This is a genomic window from Mycobacterium branderi (assembly GCF_010728725.1).
Taxonomy (GTDB): domain Bacteria; phylum Actinomycetota; class Actinomycetes; order Mycobacteriales; family Mycobacteriaceae; genus Mycobacterium; species Mycobacterium branderi.
This window is the reverse complement of the sequence record NZ_AP022607.1, coordinates 679278-694738: the sequence shown is the minus strand read 5'-3', so window position 1 is coordinate 694738 and position 15461 is coordinate 679278. Positions and strand designations below refer to the sequence as shown.

Annotated in this window: 11 protein-coding genes; 8 read left to right on the top strand and 3 right to left on the bottom strand. The window is 63.7% G+C overall.

The features are described from left to right. Nucleotides 1-103 precede the first annotated feature (103 nt). Both G6N47_RS28325 and G6N47_RS28320 read left to right on the top strand, forming a co-directional pair. On the top strand, nucleotides 104-1273 hold the full coding sequence (locus G6N47_RS28325; RefSeq protein WP_163659964.1) for an amidohydrolase family protein: 1170 nt from the start codon (nucleotides 104-106) through the stop codon (nucleotides 1271-1273). Between the two features lie 14 nt (nucleotides 1274-1287). Continuing rightward, nucleotides 1288-2358 (top strand): spirocyclase AveC family protein, encoded by a 1071-nt coding sequence (locus G6N47_RS28320; RefSeq protein ID WP_083130592.1) that lies wholly within the window; start codon nucleotides 1288-1290, stop codon nucleotides 2356-2358. A gap of 233 nt (nucleotides 2359-2591) precedes the next feature. Here the strand turns inward: G6N47_RS28320 and G6N47_RS28315 are convergent, their stop codons facing one another. Beyond that, on the bottom strand, nucleotides 2592-3101 hold the full coding sequence (locus G6N47_RS28315) for a nuclear transport factor 2 family protein (protein ID WP_163659962.1): 510 nt from the start codon (nucleotides 3099-3101) through the stop codon (nucleotides 2592-2594). A 333-nt stretch (nucleotides 3102-3434) separates the two neighbouring features. On the opposite strand from G6N47_RS28315, the gene G6N47_RS28310 reads away from it, so the two are divergent. The 4 genes from G6N47_RS28310 to G6N47_RS28295 are packed head-to-tail and all read left to right on the top strand — an operon-like array spanning nucleotide 3435 to nucleotide 8726. Beyond that, on the top strand, nucleotides 3435-4604 hold the full coding sequence (locus G6N47_RS28310) for an acyl-CoA dehydrogenase family protein (protein ID WP_139799384.1): 1170 nt from the start codon (nucleotides 3435-3437) through the stop codon (nucleotides 4602-4604). Then, complete coding sequence (locus G6N47_RS28305; protein WP_083130589.1) at nucleotides 4601-6688, top strand: CoA transferase; 2088 nt, start codon at nucleotides 4601-4603, stop codon at nucleotides 6686-6688. Before G6N47_RS28310 ends, G6N47_RS28305 begins: the two co-directional genes overlap by 4 nt. Further along, nucleotides 6624-7889 carry an acyl-CoA dehydrogenase family protein gene (locus G6N47_RS28300; protein ID WP_083130588.1) on the top strand — a complete coding sequence of 422 codons (1266 nt, stop codon included), beginning with the start codon at nucleotides 6624-6626 and terminating at the stop codon, nucleotides 7887-7889. The genes G6N47_RS28305 and G6N47_RS28300 overlap by 65 nt, the downstream gene beginning before the upstream one ends. A gap of 15 nt (nucleotides 7890-7904) precedes the next feature. After that, complete coding sequence (locus tag G6N47_RS28295; protein WP_083130587.1) at nucleotides 7905-8726, top strand: enoyl-CoA hydratase; 822 nt, start codon at nucleotides 7905-7907, stop codon at nucleotides 8724-8726. A 53-nt stretch (nucleotides 8727-8779) separates the two neighbouring features. Here the strand turns inward: G6N47_RS28295 and G6N47_RS28290 are convergent, their stop codons facing one another. Both G6N47_RS28290 and G6N47_RS28285 read right to left on the bottom strand, forming a co-directional pair. Next, nucleotides 8780-10936 (bottom strand): molybdopterin-containing oxidoreductase family protein, encoded by a 2157-nt coding sequence (locus tag G6N47_RS28290; RefSeq protein WP_083130586.1) that lies wholly within the window; start codon nucleotides 10934-10936, stop codon nucleotides 8780-8782. A 22-nt stretch (nucleotides 10937-10958) separates the two neighbouring features. Then, on the bottom strand, nucleotides 10959-11813 hold the full coding sequence (locus G6N47_RS28285) for a MaoC/PaaZ C-terminal domain-containing protein (protein WP_083130585.1): 855 nt from the start codon (nucleotides 11811-11813) through the stop codon (nucleotides 10959-10961). A gap of 108 nt (nucleotides 11814-11921) precedes the next feature. Here G6N47_RS28285 and G6N47_RS28280 point away from each other — a divergent pair, with 108 nt between their 5' ends. Beyond that, a complete protein-coding gene (locus tag G6N47_RS28280) occupies nucleotides 11922-13541 on the top strand; it encodes a flavin-containing monooxygenase (RefSeq protein WP_083130584.1) in 1620 nt (539 codons plus the stop codon). Further along, complete coding sequence (locus G6N47_RS28275) at nucleotides 13538-15364, top strand: flavin-containing monooxygenase (protein ID WP_232080459.1); 1827 nt, start codon at nucleotides 13538-13540, stop codon at nucleotides 15362-15364. The genes G6N47_RS28280 and G6N47_RS28275 overlap by 4 nt, the downstream gene beginning before the upstream one ends. Nucleotides 15365-15461 lie beyond the last annotated feature (97 nt).

Here is a 15461-nt window from a genome sequence, read left to right as displayed (position 1 = left end):
ACTTCGTCCACGCCGTCAGACCCGCGATCGAGGTCTGGGCTTGGGCGGGGGCTTCGAGTGCTCGCCTCCGAAGCCCTGCGAAGAATTCGACGGAGAGGTCGCCATGCTCGACGAACGCCTGACCTTTGAAAACCCGCTCGCCGCCGATGCCGGCATGATCGTCGACCGCATCGGCCAGTCTCGCGAGACCGCAAGGCTGCCCGCCGATCTCGTCCTCGTCTCGGCGGACAACCACATCGAGCTCACCGAAGACATCTTCTACGAGCGGTTCCCGGCTGACCGCCGCGACGCCGCCCCGCGGGTCTGGTTCGATCGTTACTGGCGCGTCGGCTTCAAGGACGCGATGCAGGCCTATCCGGAAAGCGCCGATGTCGACACCGCGCTCGCCCGCTCGGTCCTCAACGACGGATTCGACTTCCGCATCCGCAACCAGCACCTGGACGCCGAAGGCATCAACAAGGAGATCGTCTATCCGCACAGCCTGATGGCCTTCATCCGCTACCCGGACCAGGACATGCAGGAATTGATGTACCGCACCTACAACGAGTACATGGCCGAGCTCGACAAGAAAAATCCCGGCCGCTTCTACGGCGTCGGCATCTGCAGCAACTGGTGGAACCCTGATCGGGCCGAAAAAGCAATCCAGCAGATCGTCGATCTCGGCCTCAAAAGCTTCCTGCTGCCGTTCAACCCCGGCAAGAACGCTCAAGGCAACGTGATCGACTACGACAGCCCGGAGATGGACCGCTTCTGGGCGTGTGTGGCCGAGGCGAACCTGCCGGTCAACTTCCACATCGGCGAGGTTCCGTCATCGGGCGGCCGGGGCGGCTTCGGAACCTTCTTCATCATGCAAGCGGCTCCCTTCCGCCGGGCCTTCGGCAGCCTGATCTTCGGCGGCATCTTCGACCGCCATCCGAACCTGCAGGTGGTGTTCGCCGAGGGCGGCATCAACTGGATCGCCGGCGCTCTGCAGGACGCCGAACTCACCTATGGCGCGCACCGCGAACTGTTCGGCTGGCCGATGAAGCACCGCCCGAGCCATTACTGGCACAACAACATGTTCGCGACGTTTCAGACCGACACCATCGGCCTGAAACTGCTCGACTATCTCGGCGCTGACCGGGTGATGTGGGGGCAGGACTACCCGCACAGCGAAGGCACCTTCGGCTACACCGCGAACGCCATCAACGAGATCGTCGATCTGACCTGCGAGGCGGATGCACGAAAGATCCTCAGCGAAAACGCAATCAACCTGTACAAGCTGAACGACTGAAGTGGCGGGACACGATGGCGACGCGTTCGATACCTAACACCGGTGTTGCGGCACAACCGCCGGAGCAGCTGGCGCTGACCACACGGCTGCGCCCGATCCATTATTGGTCGGGGCTGGGTGCAGTCTTTGTGCTCGTGCAGATCTACGTGTACGGATCGTGGATCTTCTCCGGTGACCTCTACCGCCAACCGACCGGTGCCGATCCGGTGCCGACCGCGATCAAGGCGGCGGCATGGATCGTGCAGGCGACCTGTGTCCTCGGGGCTGTCGTCCTGGTCATCTATCTGTGGCGGCGCTCCCGGCGCGAAGGAAAACTTGCCTGGGATGCGCTTGTTGCCATCGCGTTTGCCAGTGTGTACTGGCAGGACCCGGTCATCGACTTTGCCAGGCCCGTTTTCTTCTACAACTCGTACCTGATCAACTTCGGCGCCTGGACTTCCCATATCCCGGGCTGGCTCAGCCCCTACGCCGCCAATCTGCCCGAACCGTTCTTGATGATCCTGCCGATGTTCGCGTGGCTGTTCGTCGTGTTCGGAATGTTGTTCTGCGCCATGGCTCGTCGGCTGCGACGGATCAGGCCCAACATCGGCAAGGTTGGGATATTCCTTACCGGTGTTCTCGTCTTCGGGGTCTTCAACATCGTGATGGAAGCAGTCTTCCTGCAGACCCGGCTCTTCGCCTACTCGGGCGTGATCAACTCGGTGTCGCTGTTTTCCGGCCACGTCTACCAGTTTCCGCTCTACGAGGCACTCATCGCCGGCGTGAACGCCTCGGTCGTGGGGATGATACGGCTCACCAGAGACGACAGGGAACGCTCGGCGGTCGAGCGCGGCGTCGACGAACTCCAGGTTTCGCCGAAAACCCAAACATCCTTGCGCATACTGGCAGTGGTCGGACTGGCCAACACGATGTTCGTCGTGATGAACCTGGTGTACATCGCGTTCACCTTCTACGTCGACCGGATGCCGCACTATCCCAGCTATCTGAAAAACGACATGTGCGGTGTCGCGGTTTCAGCCCCCTGCCCGGGCCCCGGTGTGCCGGTGTTGATTGACAACACACCGCATCGAACGGGTCATCGATAACGCGCGACCAGGTAGGGGATCGACGGCAGCGCCTGATTGGGCTTGTGTAACCGCTCCAATCTCGCCAGAGTCCTTAGCCGCTACGCCATTTCACGATCGAAATCGGTCAGCACGCTGAGCCGCTGGGCGCATCGCCGGAATGTTTTCCACGCCTCGGTCCGTCGAGAGAGACTGTCCCACACGTCTTTTGACGATGAGAAAAAGGGCAGCAGGGCAAACCCGACCGGTGACGTTTAGTTCGGATGGGTTGTGTGTGTGATTCCCAGCGCCGCGAATGACGGGTCTGCATTCGTCCGCTCGCCCGGCCGGAGCTTTTCCTCAACCGTCCAGTCCACGTCAATCGGCAGGCTGATCGACCAGTCACGCACAACGCAACGATGCTTGATGAGCCAGCGGCCATCCTCGCGCTGGAGCTTGTCGACGAATCGGCCGCCGAGTTGATTGCACATCTCGACGCCGTCGTCGCGGGTGGTCCGCGCGACCGCCAAAAAATAGGTCTCCGCACCGGCCTCATCACCGGTCACGTTGATCAGCGACTGACCCAGCATGTGCGACAGGCTGTTGGTAGTGGTAACAATCCGCTCGGTCATCACGTGCGCGAACTCAGGACCCGGGGCCCGTAGCGCACCGTGATCGTCGATGCTGTCCTCCAGATACACGCTGGCCATGTGGGCTTCGTCGCCGCGATCGCACCCATGGCAGTACTCGCTCAGCGTCTTCCTGATCTCGTAGTGGTCGAGCATCTCCTGTAACCGCTCGTTCGTCATGCGGCCGCACCTTCCTTGACGTAACACTGGCAGGATAGATACTCTACTAAATAGACACTATGTAGTGCGAACGAAATGCAGCAGCGGTAGGACTGGAGGTCGGCGGTGTTGCTCATCGGGGTCGCTGTCCTCAAATCCGACGATCCCCGGGATCGTCGGCACAACGGCCCGCCAAACCCGATCCAAGCCACAGCCATGCGGTCGAGAAGCGATGGAGTCCCCGGCCCGCGATGAGGTGTAGCGCCCACAGCGGGCCGGCGACCGATTGCGTCGCATCCAGACGTTTCAAGAATCCGGAGGCGTAGAGGGTTGAGAACCGGTGTGGCGCTGTCCGCTCAGCAAGCCGAAATGCTTGACGAGCTCAAGCGGTACCTCGACGAGAACTTTCCCGTCGAGCATGAAGGGCCATCGGGTGCAACCCCGGAATGGTCCAGCGAGGAAGAGTTCGCCTGGGTCAGGTCGTTCAACAGCCAGCTGGCACGCGACGGCTGGCTGGTCGCGCATTGGCCGCCGAGCTACGGTGGCCGCGGTCTTACCCCGTTGGACAACATGCTCATCCGCGAGGAACTCTCATTTCGGCGGGTACCGATCGCCAACCTCAACGGACTGGACATGCTCGCGCCGATCCTTCTGGAACTGGGCACCGAGGAACAGCGACAAGAGCACCTCCCCAAGATCGCATCGATGGAAAGACTGTGGTGCCAAGGGTTCTCCGAGCCCGAAGCCGGCTCGGACCTGACCTCTTTGCGAACGACCGCGCGCAGGGAAGGCGACCACTACGTCGTCAACGGCAGCAAAATCTGGACCGGTCATGCGATGCACGCGGAATGGATGATCCTGCTCGCCCGCACAGATCCAGAGTCGCGGGGTGGCCGCGGGCTGAGTCTGTTGATGGTCGATCTCAAGTCTCCCGGGGTGACCCTGCATCCGATCCGGTCACTGACCGGAGGAGTCACGTTTTGCCAGGAGTTCTTCTCCGACGTCCGGGTGCCGGTGAGCAATCTGGTGGGGCCCGAGCACAACGGTTGGCGAGCCTCCAACGTCTTGCTCCAGCACGAACGAGCGCGTGCGAACCCCGCAGCCATGTTCCGCCGGGACCTCGACGACCTGATGGCCGCGGTGGTCGAACGCGGCGGCGCAGACCCCGGCACGGAAATCGCTTTGGGCAAAATGATTGAACGCGTCGAAAGCGCACGGGCCATGGCGTACGACGTCGCTAGTGTGCTCGCCAAGGACGAGGGCCACTTCCCGCCGCATATGCCATCGGTGATGAAGATCGTCGGCGCAGAGCTGGCGGCCGACCTGTCCGAGCTGGCGACGGACATCCTGGGCCTGGACGTCGCGGAATACACGCCGAACGAGGGGAATTGGGATTTCTGGCAGGAGTTCCTCTACTCGCCGGTCGCCCGCATCGGCGGTGGGAGTTACGAGATCCAGCACGACATCATCGCTGCCATGTGTCTCGGGCTGGGACGATGACCAGTTCGCGGTCGGTCGAATTGCTGCGGTCGCTAGGTCCCGTCGTCGTTCTGGGCACCGGACAAGCCGCGGTGACCGCGGCGCAAATCCTTCGTGTACTCGGGGCGCAGGTGGCGACCGGTCCCGATCTGAATGCCGCCCAAGCTGGTCTCTCGCGGGCCGCTGATGCGGTGATCTGCGATGTGGTCGCAGAGGGTGCGAGTAGTCGCTACATCGACGAAGTCGCGGAGCGTTCATCCGGTGTCTGGGTGACGGTTTCGGCGTTCGGGCTGGACGGCCCGCGTGGTGGCCTGCCGGGTTCGGATCTTCTTTGCGCGGCCGCCGGCGGCTTGTTGTCGACGGTGTCGGATCAAAACGGCCACTACTATCCGATGCCCGGCCGGCAAGCGCTGAAAGTCGCCGGCCAGATGGCGGCACTGGCACTGCTGCACGCCATGTCGCTGAGGCTCGAGGGCGCACCGTCGGTGCACCTCGACGTCTCCGCGCAAGAGGCGGTCGCGTTCTGCTCCATTCAGCAGGAAGTCGCACACCGACTCTACGAGTGCAGGGGGCCGGCGGGGGCTTCTCGCTATGCAACTCCGTCCGGTGTTTTCCGTTGCACAGATGGCGAGATCGGGATCATCGTCCTGGACGATCATCAGTGGCGCCGAGCTTCAGAGGTGCTCGGGCAGCCCACGTGGCCAGCGGAATACCCAACGGTCATTGACCGACTCGCCAATCGCGATGTCATCAACGCCGCTGTTTCGCAATGGACCTGTGAGCGTTCGAAATTCGACTGTGAGGAGCTGCTCCAATCCGGCGGTGTCGCGGCCGTGGCACTGCGAACGCTCGAGGATGTCCGGACCTCGGACCAGTTCCGGTTGCGCGACTTCATACGCGACGACGCGGACGCCTTGCGAACCGCGACACTACCCGGGCTGGTGACTCACGGAACGCCGAGACAGCGCCGAACCAACGAGCGAAACGCCCTCAGCGCGCTGCGAGTGGTCGAAGCCTCCAACGTCCTGGCCGGCCCCTTGGCCGGGGCCATCCTGGGCGCGATGGGCGCGCAAGTCGTCCGATTGGAAGAACAGCAGCGCCTCGACATCTATCGTCGTAATGGTCCGTTCAAGCACGGGGTGCCCGGGCAGGAGCGGGCCGCCTACTTCTTGATGGCGAACTACTGCAAGCGCAGCGTGTACCGGGGTATCGGCGGGGATCAGGGCAGGGCCGAGCAGATCTGCCGGTGGGCCGACGTCCTGCTGGAGAACCTGGGCGCGCGCCGCCTGCAGCAGTTGGGGGTGCGGTCAACGCAGATGTTCGCCGACGCCGGAAAGTCGTCGGTGTCCATCTCGGGCTTCGGGCGAACCGGGCCGTGCGCGGACTACAAGGCCTACGCCCCGAATGTGCACGCATTCGGGGGATTAGCCAAAACGGTGCAGGAGAAGTGTCAGGCGGAGGTGACGGTGCGCACGTCGTTCGCCGACTATTGCGTGGCAGTGTGGGGCGCGACGGTCGCAGCGGCGTGGTGGCTGGGGGCAGACCATGGTTGCGCCTTCGACCTGTCGATGGCAGAGGTGGTCGCAGCCAAGCTCGACGGCATCGGACTGTCCGGCGTCGACGCCGACACGCCGGACGGCTGCGCCGAGCTGTTGGTCCGTTGTCCCGACGGGAGCCAGGTCGCCGTCGCCACCGCCCACACGCTGCCGTTCGGTGTGGTGGCCGATGCGCTGGGAATCGACGCGGATAACGTCGTCGTATCCCAGGCGGCCGGGGCCGTTGTGGTGGATATGAGCGCGGCCGCGGACGGGCCCACCGGCCAGGAGATTCTCGACAACGCCGCCGGTTCCGGCATTGCGATGACCGCGCTGCCTGTCCTTACCCCCGAGCAGGTCTTGGACGACAGCCAGCTGACGCAACGGGGATTCGTCGTCGAGCTGGACCACCCTGAGGTGGAAAAGGCCTTCATTTTTGCTCTTCCCTGGAAGGAGGCCGGCCGGCCACGAACGGGATACCGCCGCGCACCCCTGCTGGCCGAGGATGACGAATGGATGGACGAAATGCTTAAGCGGTCGGGAGATTTCGTTGGCACAAGTAACGCTTAACACCGGCAACGAGACGTTCGAGCGCCGAGAACTGCGAACCCAGTTCCGTCGGCTCCTTGCAAAGTCGTGGGGTGACGAACGTATTCGGCAATACGCCGATGGACACGCTGACTGCGGCGCCGAGCTGGCGAGATCGCTGCGCGACGACATGGCACTGCACGCCTTGACGATCCCGGTGGATCAAGGAGGGCTCGGGGGCGGCTGCGTCGAAGCCGCAATTGCCGCCGAGGAGCTGGGCGCCGCCATGGCGCCGTCACGACTGTTGGCCACGACGATGGTGGCTCACTTGCTGTCCGCAGCACGAGGCAGTGAGCTGGCGGAGCTGTTACCCCGGATCGCCGATGGCGTACCCGGCACGCTGCTGTGGTCCGGTGACGATGCGGTGTGGGATGTCCGGCAGGCCCCTACGGCCACGGTGAGCGGACGTGCCGTGCATGGCACGTTCGCATTCGTACCTGAGCTGGAAAACTCGGGGCTTCTGCTGGTTCCGGTACGCGACGGCGAGCGATACGGGATCGCCGTTGCCGGACCCGGAAACGATGCCCCGGGCATCCAGATTCGCCCGATGCGGGTGCTGGACGTCTTCCGCCCGCTCACAACTGTGTCGGTGTCGCTGGAGGACGTGGAGCATGTCAGCTGGACCGAGCCGGGCCCGCTCTTCAGCCAGACGCTGGCAGCCGGTGCCATCGTGCTGGCCGCGGAAATGATCGGTGCCTCGCGCGCCTGTCTGGAGCGCATGGCAATTTATGCGCAGCAACGTCACCAGTTCGGCAGGCCGATCGGGACCTTCCAGGCGCTCAAGCACCGCATTGTCGATGTCCTGGTCTCTTTGGAGGCGTCGCGAGCGCTCACCTATCGCGCGGCGGGTCGCTTCGATGACATGGTTGCCGGCAACGCGGATGCCGCTGAGGGCATCACATCGGCGCGGATGGCCAAGGCTGCGGCCGGCGATACCCTGCGCAAGGCATCGAAGGAATGCCTGCAGGTGCATGGCGGCATCGGATTCACCTGGGAGAACCCGCTGCACTTCTACCTCAAACGCTGGGCGTCTTCAGCGCGCCTGCTGGGATCGCCTAACCAGCTGCGAGCGCTGGTGTACCGCAGCGTGATTGGCGCCGGCAAGGATACGGCCGCAAAGGATGCTGCCTTCGAACAGCTCGGTGACTTCGGTCTCGAGCACGTGGTTGAGACGCATCGTTAGAGGGACGAACCAGCAATGACGACGATCAACTCCGACGGCCAGGCATACGCCGGCATCGACGACCTTGCCGTCGAGTTCTGCGACGGCGTGCTCTCAATCACGTTGAACCGCCCGGACACCCTGAACGCACTCACCGCGGCGATGTACGCCACGATGGCAGATACCCTGGAAAGGGCGGCCACCGATCCCGGTGTCCGTGTGGTCAGGCTCGGTGGGGCCGGCCGCGGGTTCTCCTCCGGCGCCGGGGTCAGCGCCCAAGATCAGGCGGCGCGCAACGCAAGCGGTTCTCAGGCAGAGATTGTCGGCACCGCCAGCCGCGCCATCCGATCGATCGTGAACCTTCCGCAGCCGGTGGTGGCTGTTGTGCAGGGGCCCGCGGCGGGAATAGGAGCCTCGCTGGCACTGGCGTGCGACGTCATATTAGCTTCGGAGGACGCGTTTTTCGTGCTGGCGTTCACCACGGTCGGCCTGATGACCGACGGCGGGGCATCGGCGCTGTTCGCCGCAGCGGTCGGGCGGGTGCGCGCGATGCGCATGGCGTTGCTCGCGGAGCGGATCAGCGCGGCCGAAGCCTACGCGTGGGGGCTCGTGACGGCGCTATACCCGGCCGATGGGTTCAACACCGAAGTGGCCAGGGTGATTTCGACCTTGGCGAAGGGGCCGATGGTGGCGCTGCGGAAAACCAAACAGGCCATCAATGCGGCCACGCTGACGGAGCTGGAGGCCGCACTCGAGCGCGAACAGCGGGGTCAGCGGGTGCTTATCGAGTCGAACGATTTCCGTGAGGGCGCCAAGGCATTTCAGGAGCGCAGGCCGCCGAAATTCACCGACTACTGATCCGGCAAGACATCCTTTGTTCGGCGCTGTGGTACTCGCGGCGGGTGACGAGATCAGATCGCTGCAGCGCCAGAACCGGCGGGTGTGCCACGCCGGACAACGCGCACGGTGCTCTCGTGGCCGCCACCGCAAGCGACCGGTTCCAGCGCCACCCAGGTCTCGTTGAACGCCAACATCTGCGATAGCGGGTCTATCTCCGTCGCCGCGGTCAACAGATTCCGGTTGGCGCCCAGCACATCGGGGCTGCCCGCACCGATGGGATCGAAAACGCGGGAGCCCCAACCATGCTCGACGATGACAACCCCGGGTCGCGGCGCATCGGTCACCGCCACTTCGAGCTCGATCGTCGCAGTCGCCGACCGTACCCGCACCCGGTCGCCGTCCTTGAGGCCCAGTCGCTGGGCATCGATGCGATGAATCTCTGCTTTGTTGCGATCAACCAGCCGCCGCGTGCCCGGCAAATCGTTGAGGAAAGAATTCATCGAGCTGTTGCGGCGACGGTTGCCGAGGCGGAATGGAAGTCCTTCAGGGCGGGCATCGGGCGGACACGCGAGCTGGCGGCGCGTTTCGGTGACAAAGCGCCAGGGCGCCAGCTGAATCCGCTGATCGGGTGTGCGCAGGACGTGACGGGCATGCCCAAACTCCCTACCACCCAGGATGATTCCGTGCGGATGAGCGACGATCTCATCCCACGTGATGCGCCCACCTCGCTCGATCGCCCCCCGCCACATATCTTCCGGTGAGTACACCGGATCGTTCGGCCCATACCCGGGCAGCTCAAGCGCCCGACCCAGACCGAGATAAAACTCCCACTCCGGGCGCACCTGCCCGGGCGGCTGCACGGCTGCCGCGGCGTACTGCGCAAACGGCAACTCCTGATGGATCGAGATATGTGGCGCCAGCTCTGCGCGCTCGAGCCAGTGCGTGCCGGGAATCAGCCAATGGGCGCGGCGGTGACTTTCCCGCTGCAGCATGTCAACCGAGACAAGCAGCTCCAGGTCGGCCAGTGCGGCATCCAGGGCGGCGCCTTCAGGTCCGGACACAACGGGGTTGCCGTGGTCGATGAACAGCGCGCGGATCTGGCCGTGTCCGGGGGTGAGAATCTCGCCGGGCAGTTCGGCCATCGAATGGCAGCCCTCGATGGCCGGGCGGCCGGCCACCCGCGACACGTGCGGATCGGGGTCGTACGCAGGCAGGTGCGGCTCGGTATAGCCGGGCTGGAAGTACCTGCCGCCGGGGCGGTCCCAGTTGCCGGTGATGACGTTGAGCACCTCGGTCAGCCACATCGCGAGGGTGCCCCGGCTGGTCTGTGAGGCACCGGTCCGCGCGGTCGCTATCGCTGTGCGGGCCCGGCCGAAGGCCAAACCGGCGGACTCGATGGCATCGGGTTCGACGCCGGCACGCGCGGCGAGGTGGGGGAGCCGGGCGTCGTCGGCGAGGCGGCGCAGATCCTCCAGGCCGTGCTCGGCCTCACACGCCGCCCGGTCATGCAGGCCGTTGTCGAAGATGACTTTGAGCATTCCGAGCAGAAATGCCCAGTCCTGGCCCGGCAGCACGGCCGAGTGCGCGGTTGCCGCGGCCGCGCTGGCAGTGCGGTACGGGTCGAGCACGATCAGGTCGGCGCCGCGCTGCACGCGGGCCAGGATCCGCCGCCACCCGTTGGGTACGGAGGTAATCCAATTCATCTTGCTCTCGGCGGGATTGGCCCCCACGAACAAGAAGCAATCGCAGTCATCGACGTCCGGTATGAGGGGAAGCAGCGTCACCCCGTACATCTCGCCGTTGACGACGGCCTTGGCGTTGGTATCGACTGAGCCCCAGTTGAAGATGCTATGGCTGCCCAGGGCGCCCATAAAGCGCATAAGGGCCGGTATGGCCGACGGGTTGAAGCCGGCCGGATTGCCGAAGTAGCAGCCCACCGCATCGGGCCCACCCCGGTTGACGACGGCCCGGAGCGCCTCGCCGATCTCGGCAAAAGCATCCGCATAGGTGGCCTGCACATAGCGGTCGCCGGCGCGGCGCATCGGCGCCACGATGCGCCGGGGATGCTCGACCAGCTCGGCGGCTGTTCGGGCCTTCACACAGAAATCTCGCCAGGAAAGTGGGTTCTGCTTGTCGGGCCCGATGCGGACGGCCCGGTTGTCCTGCACCGTGACGGTGACGCCGCATCGCTGGGCGCAGATCCGGCAGTTGGTGTGGACCTCATGCATGGGTGCGCCCCTCTTTCGTCGCCTACCGGAAGCGGAACTGCCCGGCGTCGATGACCACGGCGGCGGGGGTGCTGGTTTGAAACACTGCGTTTCCCGCCCCGGTGATCCAGACCCGAACGGTCAGGTCCTCACCCGGGAAAACCGGTTTGGAGAATCGGCCGGCCATGCGCACGAACCGATCGGGATCCGACTGGCACACAGAGTGAAGCAAAGCGCGCCCGGTGAACCCGAAGGTGCACAAGCCATGAAGGATTGGTTTGTCGAAGCCGGCACGCGCCGCGAATCGCGGATCGGCGTGCAACGGGTTGCGGTCGCCCGAGAGCCGGTAAAGAAGAGCCTGATCCGGCCTTGTTCGGTAAATGACGCAATGATCGGGATCGCGCTGAGGGAGCTCCGTTCGGCCCGACGGCCCTCTATCGCCGCCGAAGCCGCCCTCGCCGCGGATGAACATCGCATTGGTCAGCGTCCACAGCGCGGTGCCGGTGGATATCTCGGTGGCGACGGTACTCGTGGTGACAACCGCTCCCGAGCCCTTGTCGTAGATACCGGTGACCGTGGTGGTCGAAGACACCGAACCGGCCACCGGAATCGTTGTGTGCAGCTCGACGGACTGCTCGCCGTGGACCAGCATCGCCATGTTGAAGTCGCCGATTGCGGTCAATGCTTCTTTTGCCCCCCGTGGCACCACGACCGGGAAGGTCGGCAGCACCCGCTGATCAATCGCCTCGCTGTTTTCCGTTGTGTATTCCAGCTCGAAGCCAGTCGGGTCGAGTGATCCGGCGCCGACACCAAGGGCGTAGAGCAGACAGTCTTTCGAGTCCCACGCTGCCTCATAGGGTTTGGCCGTGTAACCGACTGCGTCCGGATTGAGCGGCATGACCGTGATGCTAGTGCAATATCGACGACTTGACGATAGTTGAGAGGACATCTAGCCTATTTAATAGACAGTGTGTAAAGTGGTTCGGGGCCGGGAACGGAGCTGCCTATGGAAGTCCCTGATGACGCCGCGGTCGTTCCTGCTGTTGACTCCACCGAACGCGCCCTCCGGGTCGCAGTGATCGGCGCCGGAGCCGGCGGCATCTGCATGGCGGTGGCACTGCGGCGCCTGGGGATAGCCGACTTCACGGTCTTCGAAAAAAGCGATGGCATCGGCGGGACCTGGTGGGAAAACACGTTCCCCGGCGCCGAAGTCGATACCGCCGTGCCGTTCTACTCCTTCAGCTTTCACTCATTCGACTTCACCCGAACCCATGTCAGGCAACCCGAGCTGCTTCAGTACCTGCAGAACGTCGTCAGCCGCTTCCAGCTGCTGCCGCACATCAAGCTGAACACCGGGGTGGTCCGCGCGGTATGGGACGAGACAACACACAGCTACGACGTCCACACGACCGATGGCCAGCGCCACCGTTTCGACGTGGTGGTCAGCGCGGTCGGGCTCTTCAGCAACCCGAAGGTTCCCAGCTGGCCCGGGTTGGACAAATTTCGTGGCCCAGCGTTGCATTCGGCGCGCTGGGACCACAGCGTGGATCTGCGGGGTAAGCGGGTAGCGGTGATCGGCACCGGATCCACCGGTGCGCAGCTGGTCCCTGCGATCGCGCCGTTGGTCGAGCAACTCTATGTCTTTCAGCGCCAGCCCGGCTGGGTACTGCCCAAACCGGATCGGGATTTCACGCCCGCCGAGCGCTCGCGGATGCTGCGGCCAATGTATCGCCGCTTAGTGCGACTACGGCAGTTCCGCACGTATGAAAAAGTTTTGGGCATCTCGTTCATCGAGGGCACCAAGCAGAACATCGCGGCCCAGCTGGCATGTGAAAACTACATTCAGTCGGTATTCCACGACCGCCCCGACCTGCAAAAGCTCGTCACACCGGATTACCCGTTCGGCGGTAAGCGACCGGTCAAGGAGAGCAAGTTCTACCCCGCCCTGCTTCGGGACAATGTGGAGCTGGTTCCGCACGCCGTGATGGCAGTGACCGAGGACGCGGTCGTGGATGACACAGGTACCAGTCGTGCCGTCGACGCTCTGGTGATGTGTACGGGCTTCACCGCGGCGTCCTACCTGAGCACACTGGAAGTCGTTGGACGCGAAGGCAAAACAATCCAAGAGGTATGGCAGGGCGAGCCCCAGGCCTACCTGGGGCTGACCGTCGCAGGCTTTCCCAACTTCTACATGCTCTACGGGCCTAACACCAACGGCGCCCCGATCATGTTCATGCATGAACGACAGACCGAGTTCGTGACATCCAATCTGAAACGGATGATGAAGAAAAACGTGACCGCCATCGAAGTCCGCAAGAGTGTCATGGACGTCTTCAACTGGATACTGCAGAAACGCCTGAACCGCAACGTCATCGGGCAGTACCCGGAAGTGAACACCTACTGGCGCTCTGAGTCGGGGCGCAACGTGCTCGGCTGGGGCGAGGGAATGACTCTCTATGCCCTGCTGACCCGCACGACAGCGCGCCTGTCGTCAAGGGCCCGCAGGCTTGACCCGGTGGCCGACAAATCAGTTACCGGCTTGCCGAAGCGGCTCGTACGAAAGATCAGCATCCCGCGCGGCCGGCAACAGTCAGCACGTGCAGCTACGGTGGCGAGTGAACTGTGAGTGAGCAACCCGGCGGCGCACTGACCGATCCCAATCTGGGATTCGATCCCGAGGAACTGCATCGGCGTTACCTCGCCGAACGCGACAAGCGATTGCGTCCCGACGGCCTCGCACAGTACGTGACCATGCAGGGTCGCTTCGCGTCGTTCGCTGAGGACCCGTACGCGCCCGAACGCGTCGACCGGGAACCGTTGACCGACTCCGTCGACGTGGCGATCCTCGGTGGTGGTTTTTCCGGCCTCATCACCGCCGGCCGGCTGCGCCAGGCCGGCGTCGAGAGCATCCGCATCATCGATAAGGCAGGTGATTTCGGCGGGACCTGGTACTGGAACAGGTATCCAGGAATACGGTGCGACGTCGAATCGTATATCTACATGCCCTTCCTGGAAGAGCTCGGCTACATCCCGACCGAGAAGTACGCCAAGGGGGAGGAGATCTTCGCCTACTGCCAGGCGCTCGGGAAGCACTTCGACCTCTATTCCAATGCCTGCTTCCAGACACAGGTCACCCGAATCGAATGGGATGACGACGACGCCCGATGGATGATCCACACCAATCGGGGCGACAGAATGAAGGCCAGGTTCGTCTGCCTGGGAAGTGGGAGCCTGCATCGCCCCAAGCTCCCCGGAATCCCGGGCATCGATGAATTTCGGGGGCGGTCCTTCCACACCAGCCGCTGGGACTACTCCTACACAGGCGGTAACTCGGACGGAAACCTGACCAGGCTGCGCGACAAGCGGGTTGGCATCATCGGCACCGGCGCATCGGCAATCCAGTGCATCCCTCACCTGGGTGCGGACGCTAAGCAGCTCATCGTTTTTCAGCGCACCCCCGCATCGGTCGATATCCGCAACAACATGCCGACCGATCCCAACTGGGCGGCCACACTGCAGCCCGGATGGCAAAAGAAGCGGATCGTCAACTTCACCGCGATCCTCAGCGGGATTCCGCAAGAGGAAGATCTCGTCGGCGACCGGTGGACCGACGTGTGGAAGCGATTCGGCAAGATGGGATCTCAGGCAAACGGTGATCCAGCCACAGACGCTGATCCTGCCGAGCTCCTCCAGTTGGCCGATTACCAAAAAATGGAGGAGATACGGGCCCGGATCGACGCCGTGGTCACCGACAAAGCCACCGCAGACGCACTCAAGCCCTGGTACAACCTATTCTGCAAGCGACCGCTGTACAGCGACGACTACTTGCAGACCTTCAACCGTCCGAACGTGATGCTCGTCGACACCCAGGGCCGCGGGGTGGACCGGATTACCCCGGCAGGTGTCGTGTGCGGCGACACGGAATACGAGTTGGACTGCATCGTCTACGCGACGGGCTTCACGGTCGGTGTGCCACCGCATGAAGCCGGTGAGTTCCAGATCATCGGCAAGGGCGGCGTCGACATGGCGACGCGGTGGGCCGACGGATGCCCATCGTTACACGGCATCTATGCGCATGGATTCCCCAACATGTTCATGATCGGGCAGGGTTGTCAGGCGTCTCTGACGGTGAACGTTCCTCACATGCTCGGCGAGCATGCAGAGCACGCCGGCGCCATCATCAAGCGATGCCTGGACGAACACATCGCCGCGCTGGAGGTTCGCGTTGATGCCGAGCAGACATGGTCGAAGATCATCAAAGCCAAAGCCGTTGACCGCGCCAAGTTTGAGAAGGAGTGCACGCCAAGCTATTTCAACAACGAGGGTCAGGTCGACCGGCCGACCATCCTCACCCGCGGCTACGGCGGAGGGCCACTCGAATACGTGCGGCTTCTCGAGGAATGGCGAATATCCGGCTTGGAACGCGACGCCGAGTTGATCGTCGAGTGACCGCCGTCATCGGCGTTAGCATCTCGCAGCCGTCTTGCCACCCAACACTTCTGAGAGGTTGTTCGGTACCGCACCGCGCGTGTGCCGGCGGTCCGCG

Coding starts and splice junctions, on each gene's coding strand:
- G6N47_RS28325 (WP_163659964.1), top strand. CDS start 104: ATGCTCGACGAACGCCTGACCTTTGAAAACCCGCTCGCCGCCGATGCC.
- G6N47_RS28320 (WP_083130592.1), top strand. CDS start 1,288: ATGGCGACGCGTTCGATACCTAACACCGGTGTTGCGGCACAACCGCCG.
- G6N47_RS28315 (WP_163659962.1), bottom strand. CDS start 3,101: ATGCTCGACCACTACGAGATCAGGAAGACGCTGAGCGAGTACTGCCAT.
- G6N47_RS28305 (WP_083130589.1), top strand. CDS start 4,601: ATGACCAGTTCGCGGTCGGTCGAATTGCTGCGGTCGCTAGGTCCCGTC.
- G6N47_RS28300 (WP_083130588.1), top strand. CDS start 6,624: ATGACGAATGGATGGACGAAATGCTTAAGCGGTCGGGAGATTTCGTTG.
- G6N47_RS28295 (WP_083130587.1), top strand. CDS start 7,905: ATGACGACGATCAACTCCGACGGCCAGGCATACGCCGGCATCGACGAC.
- G6N47_RS28290 (WP_083130586.1), bottom strand. CDS start 10,936: ATGCATGAGGTCCACACCAACTGCCGGATCTGCGCCCAGCGATGCGGC.
- G6N47_RS28285 (WP_083130585.1), bottom strand. CDS start 11,813: ATGCCGCTCAATCCGGACGCAGTCGGTTACACGGCCAAACCCTATGAG.
- G6N47_RS28280 (WP_083130584.1), top strand. CDS start 11,922: ATGGAAGTCCCTGATGACGCCGCGGTCGTTCCTGCTGTTGACTCCACC.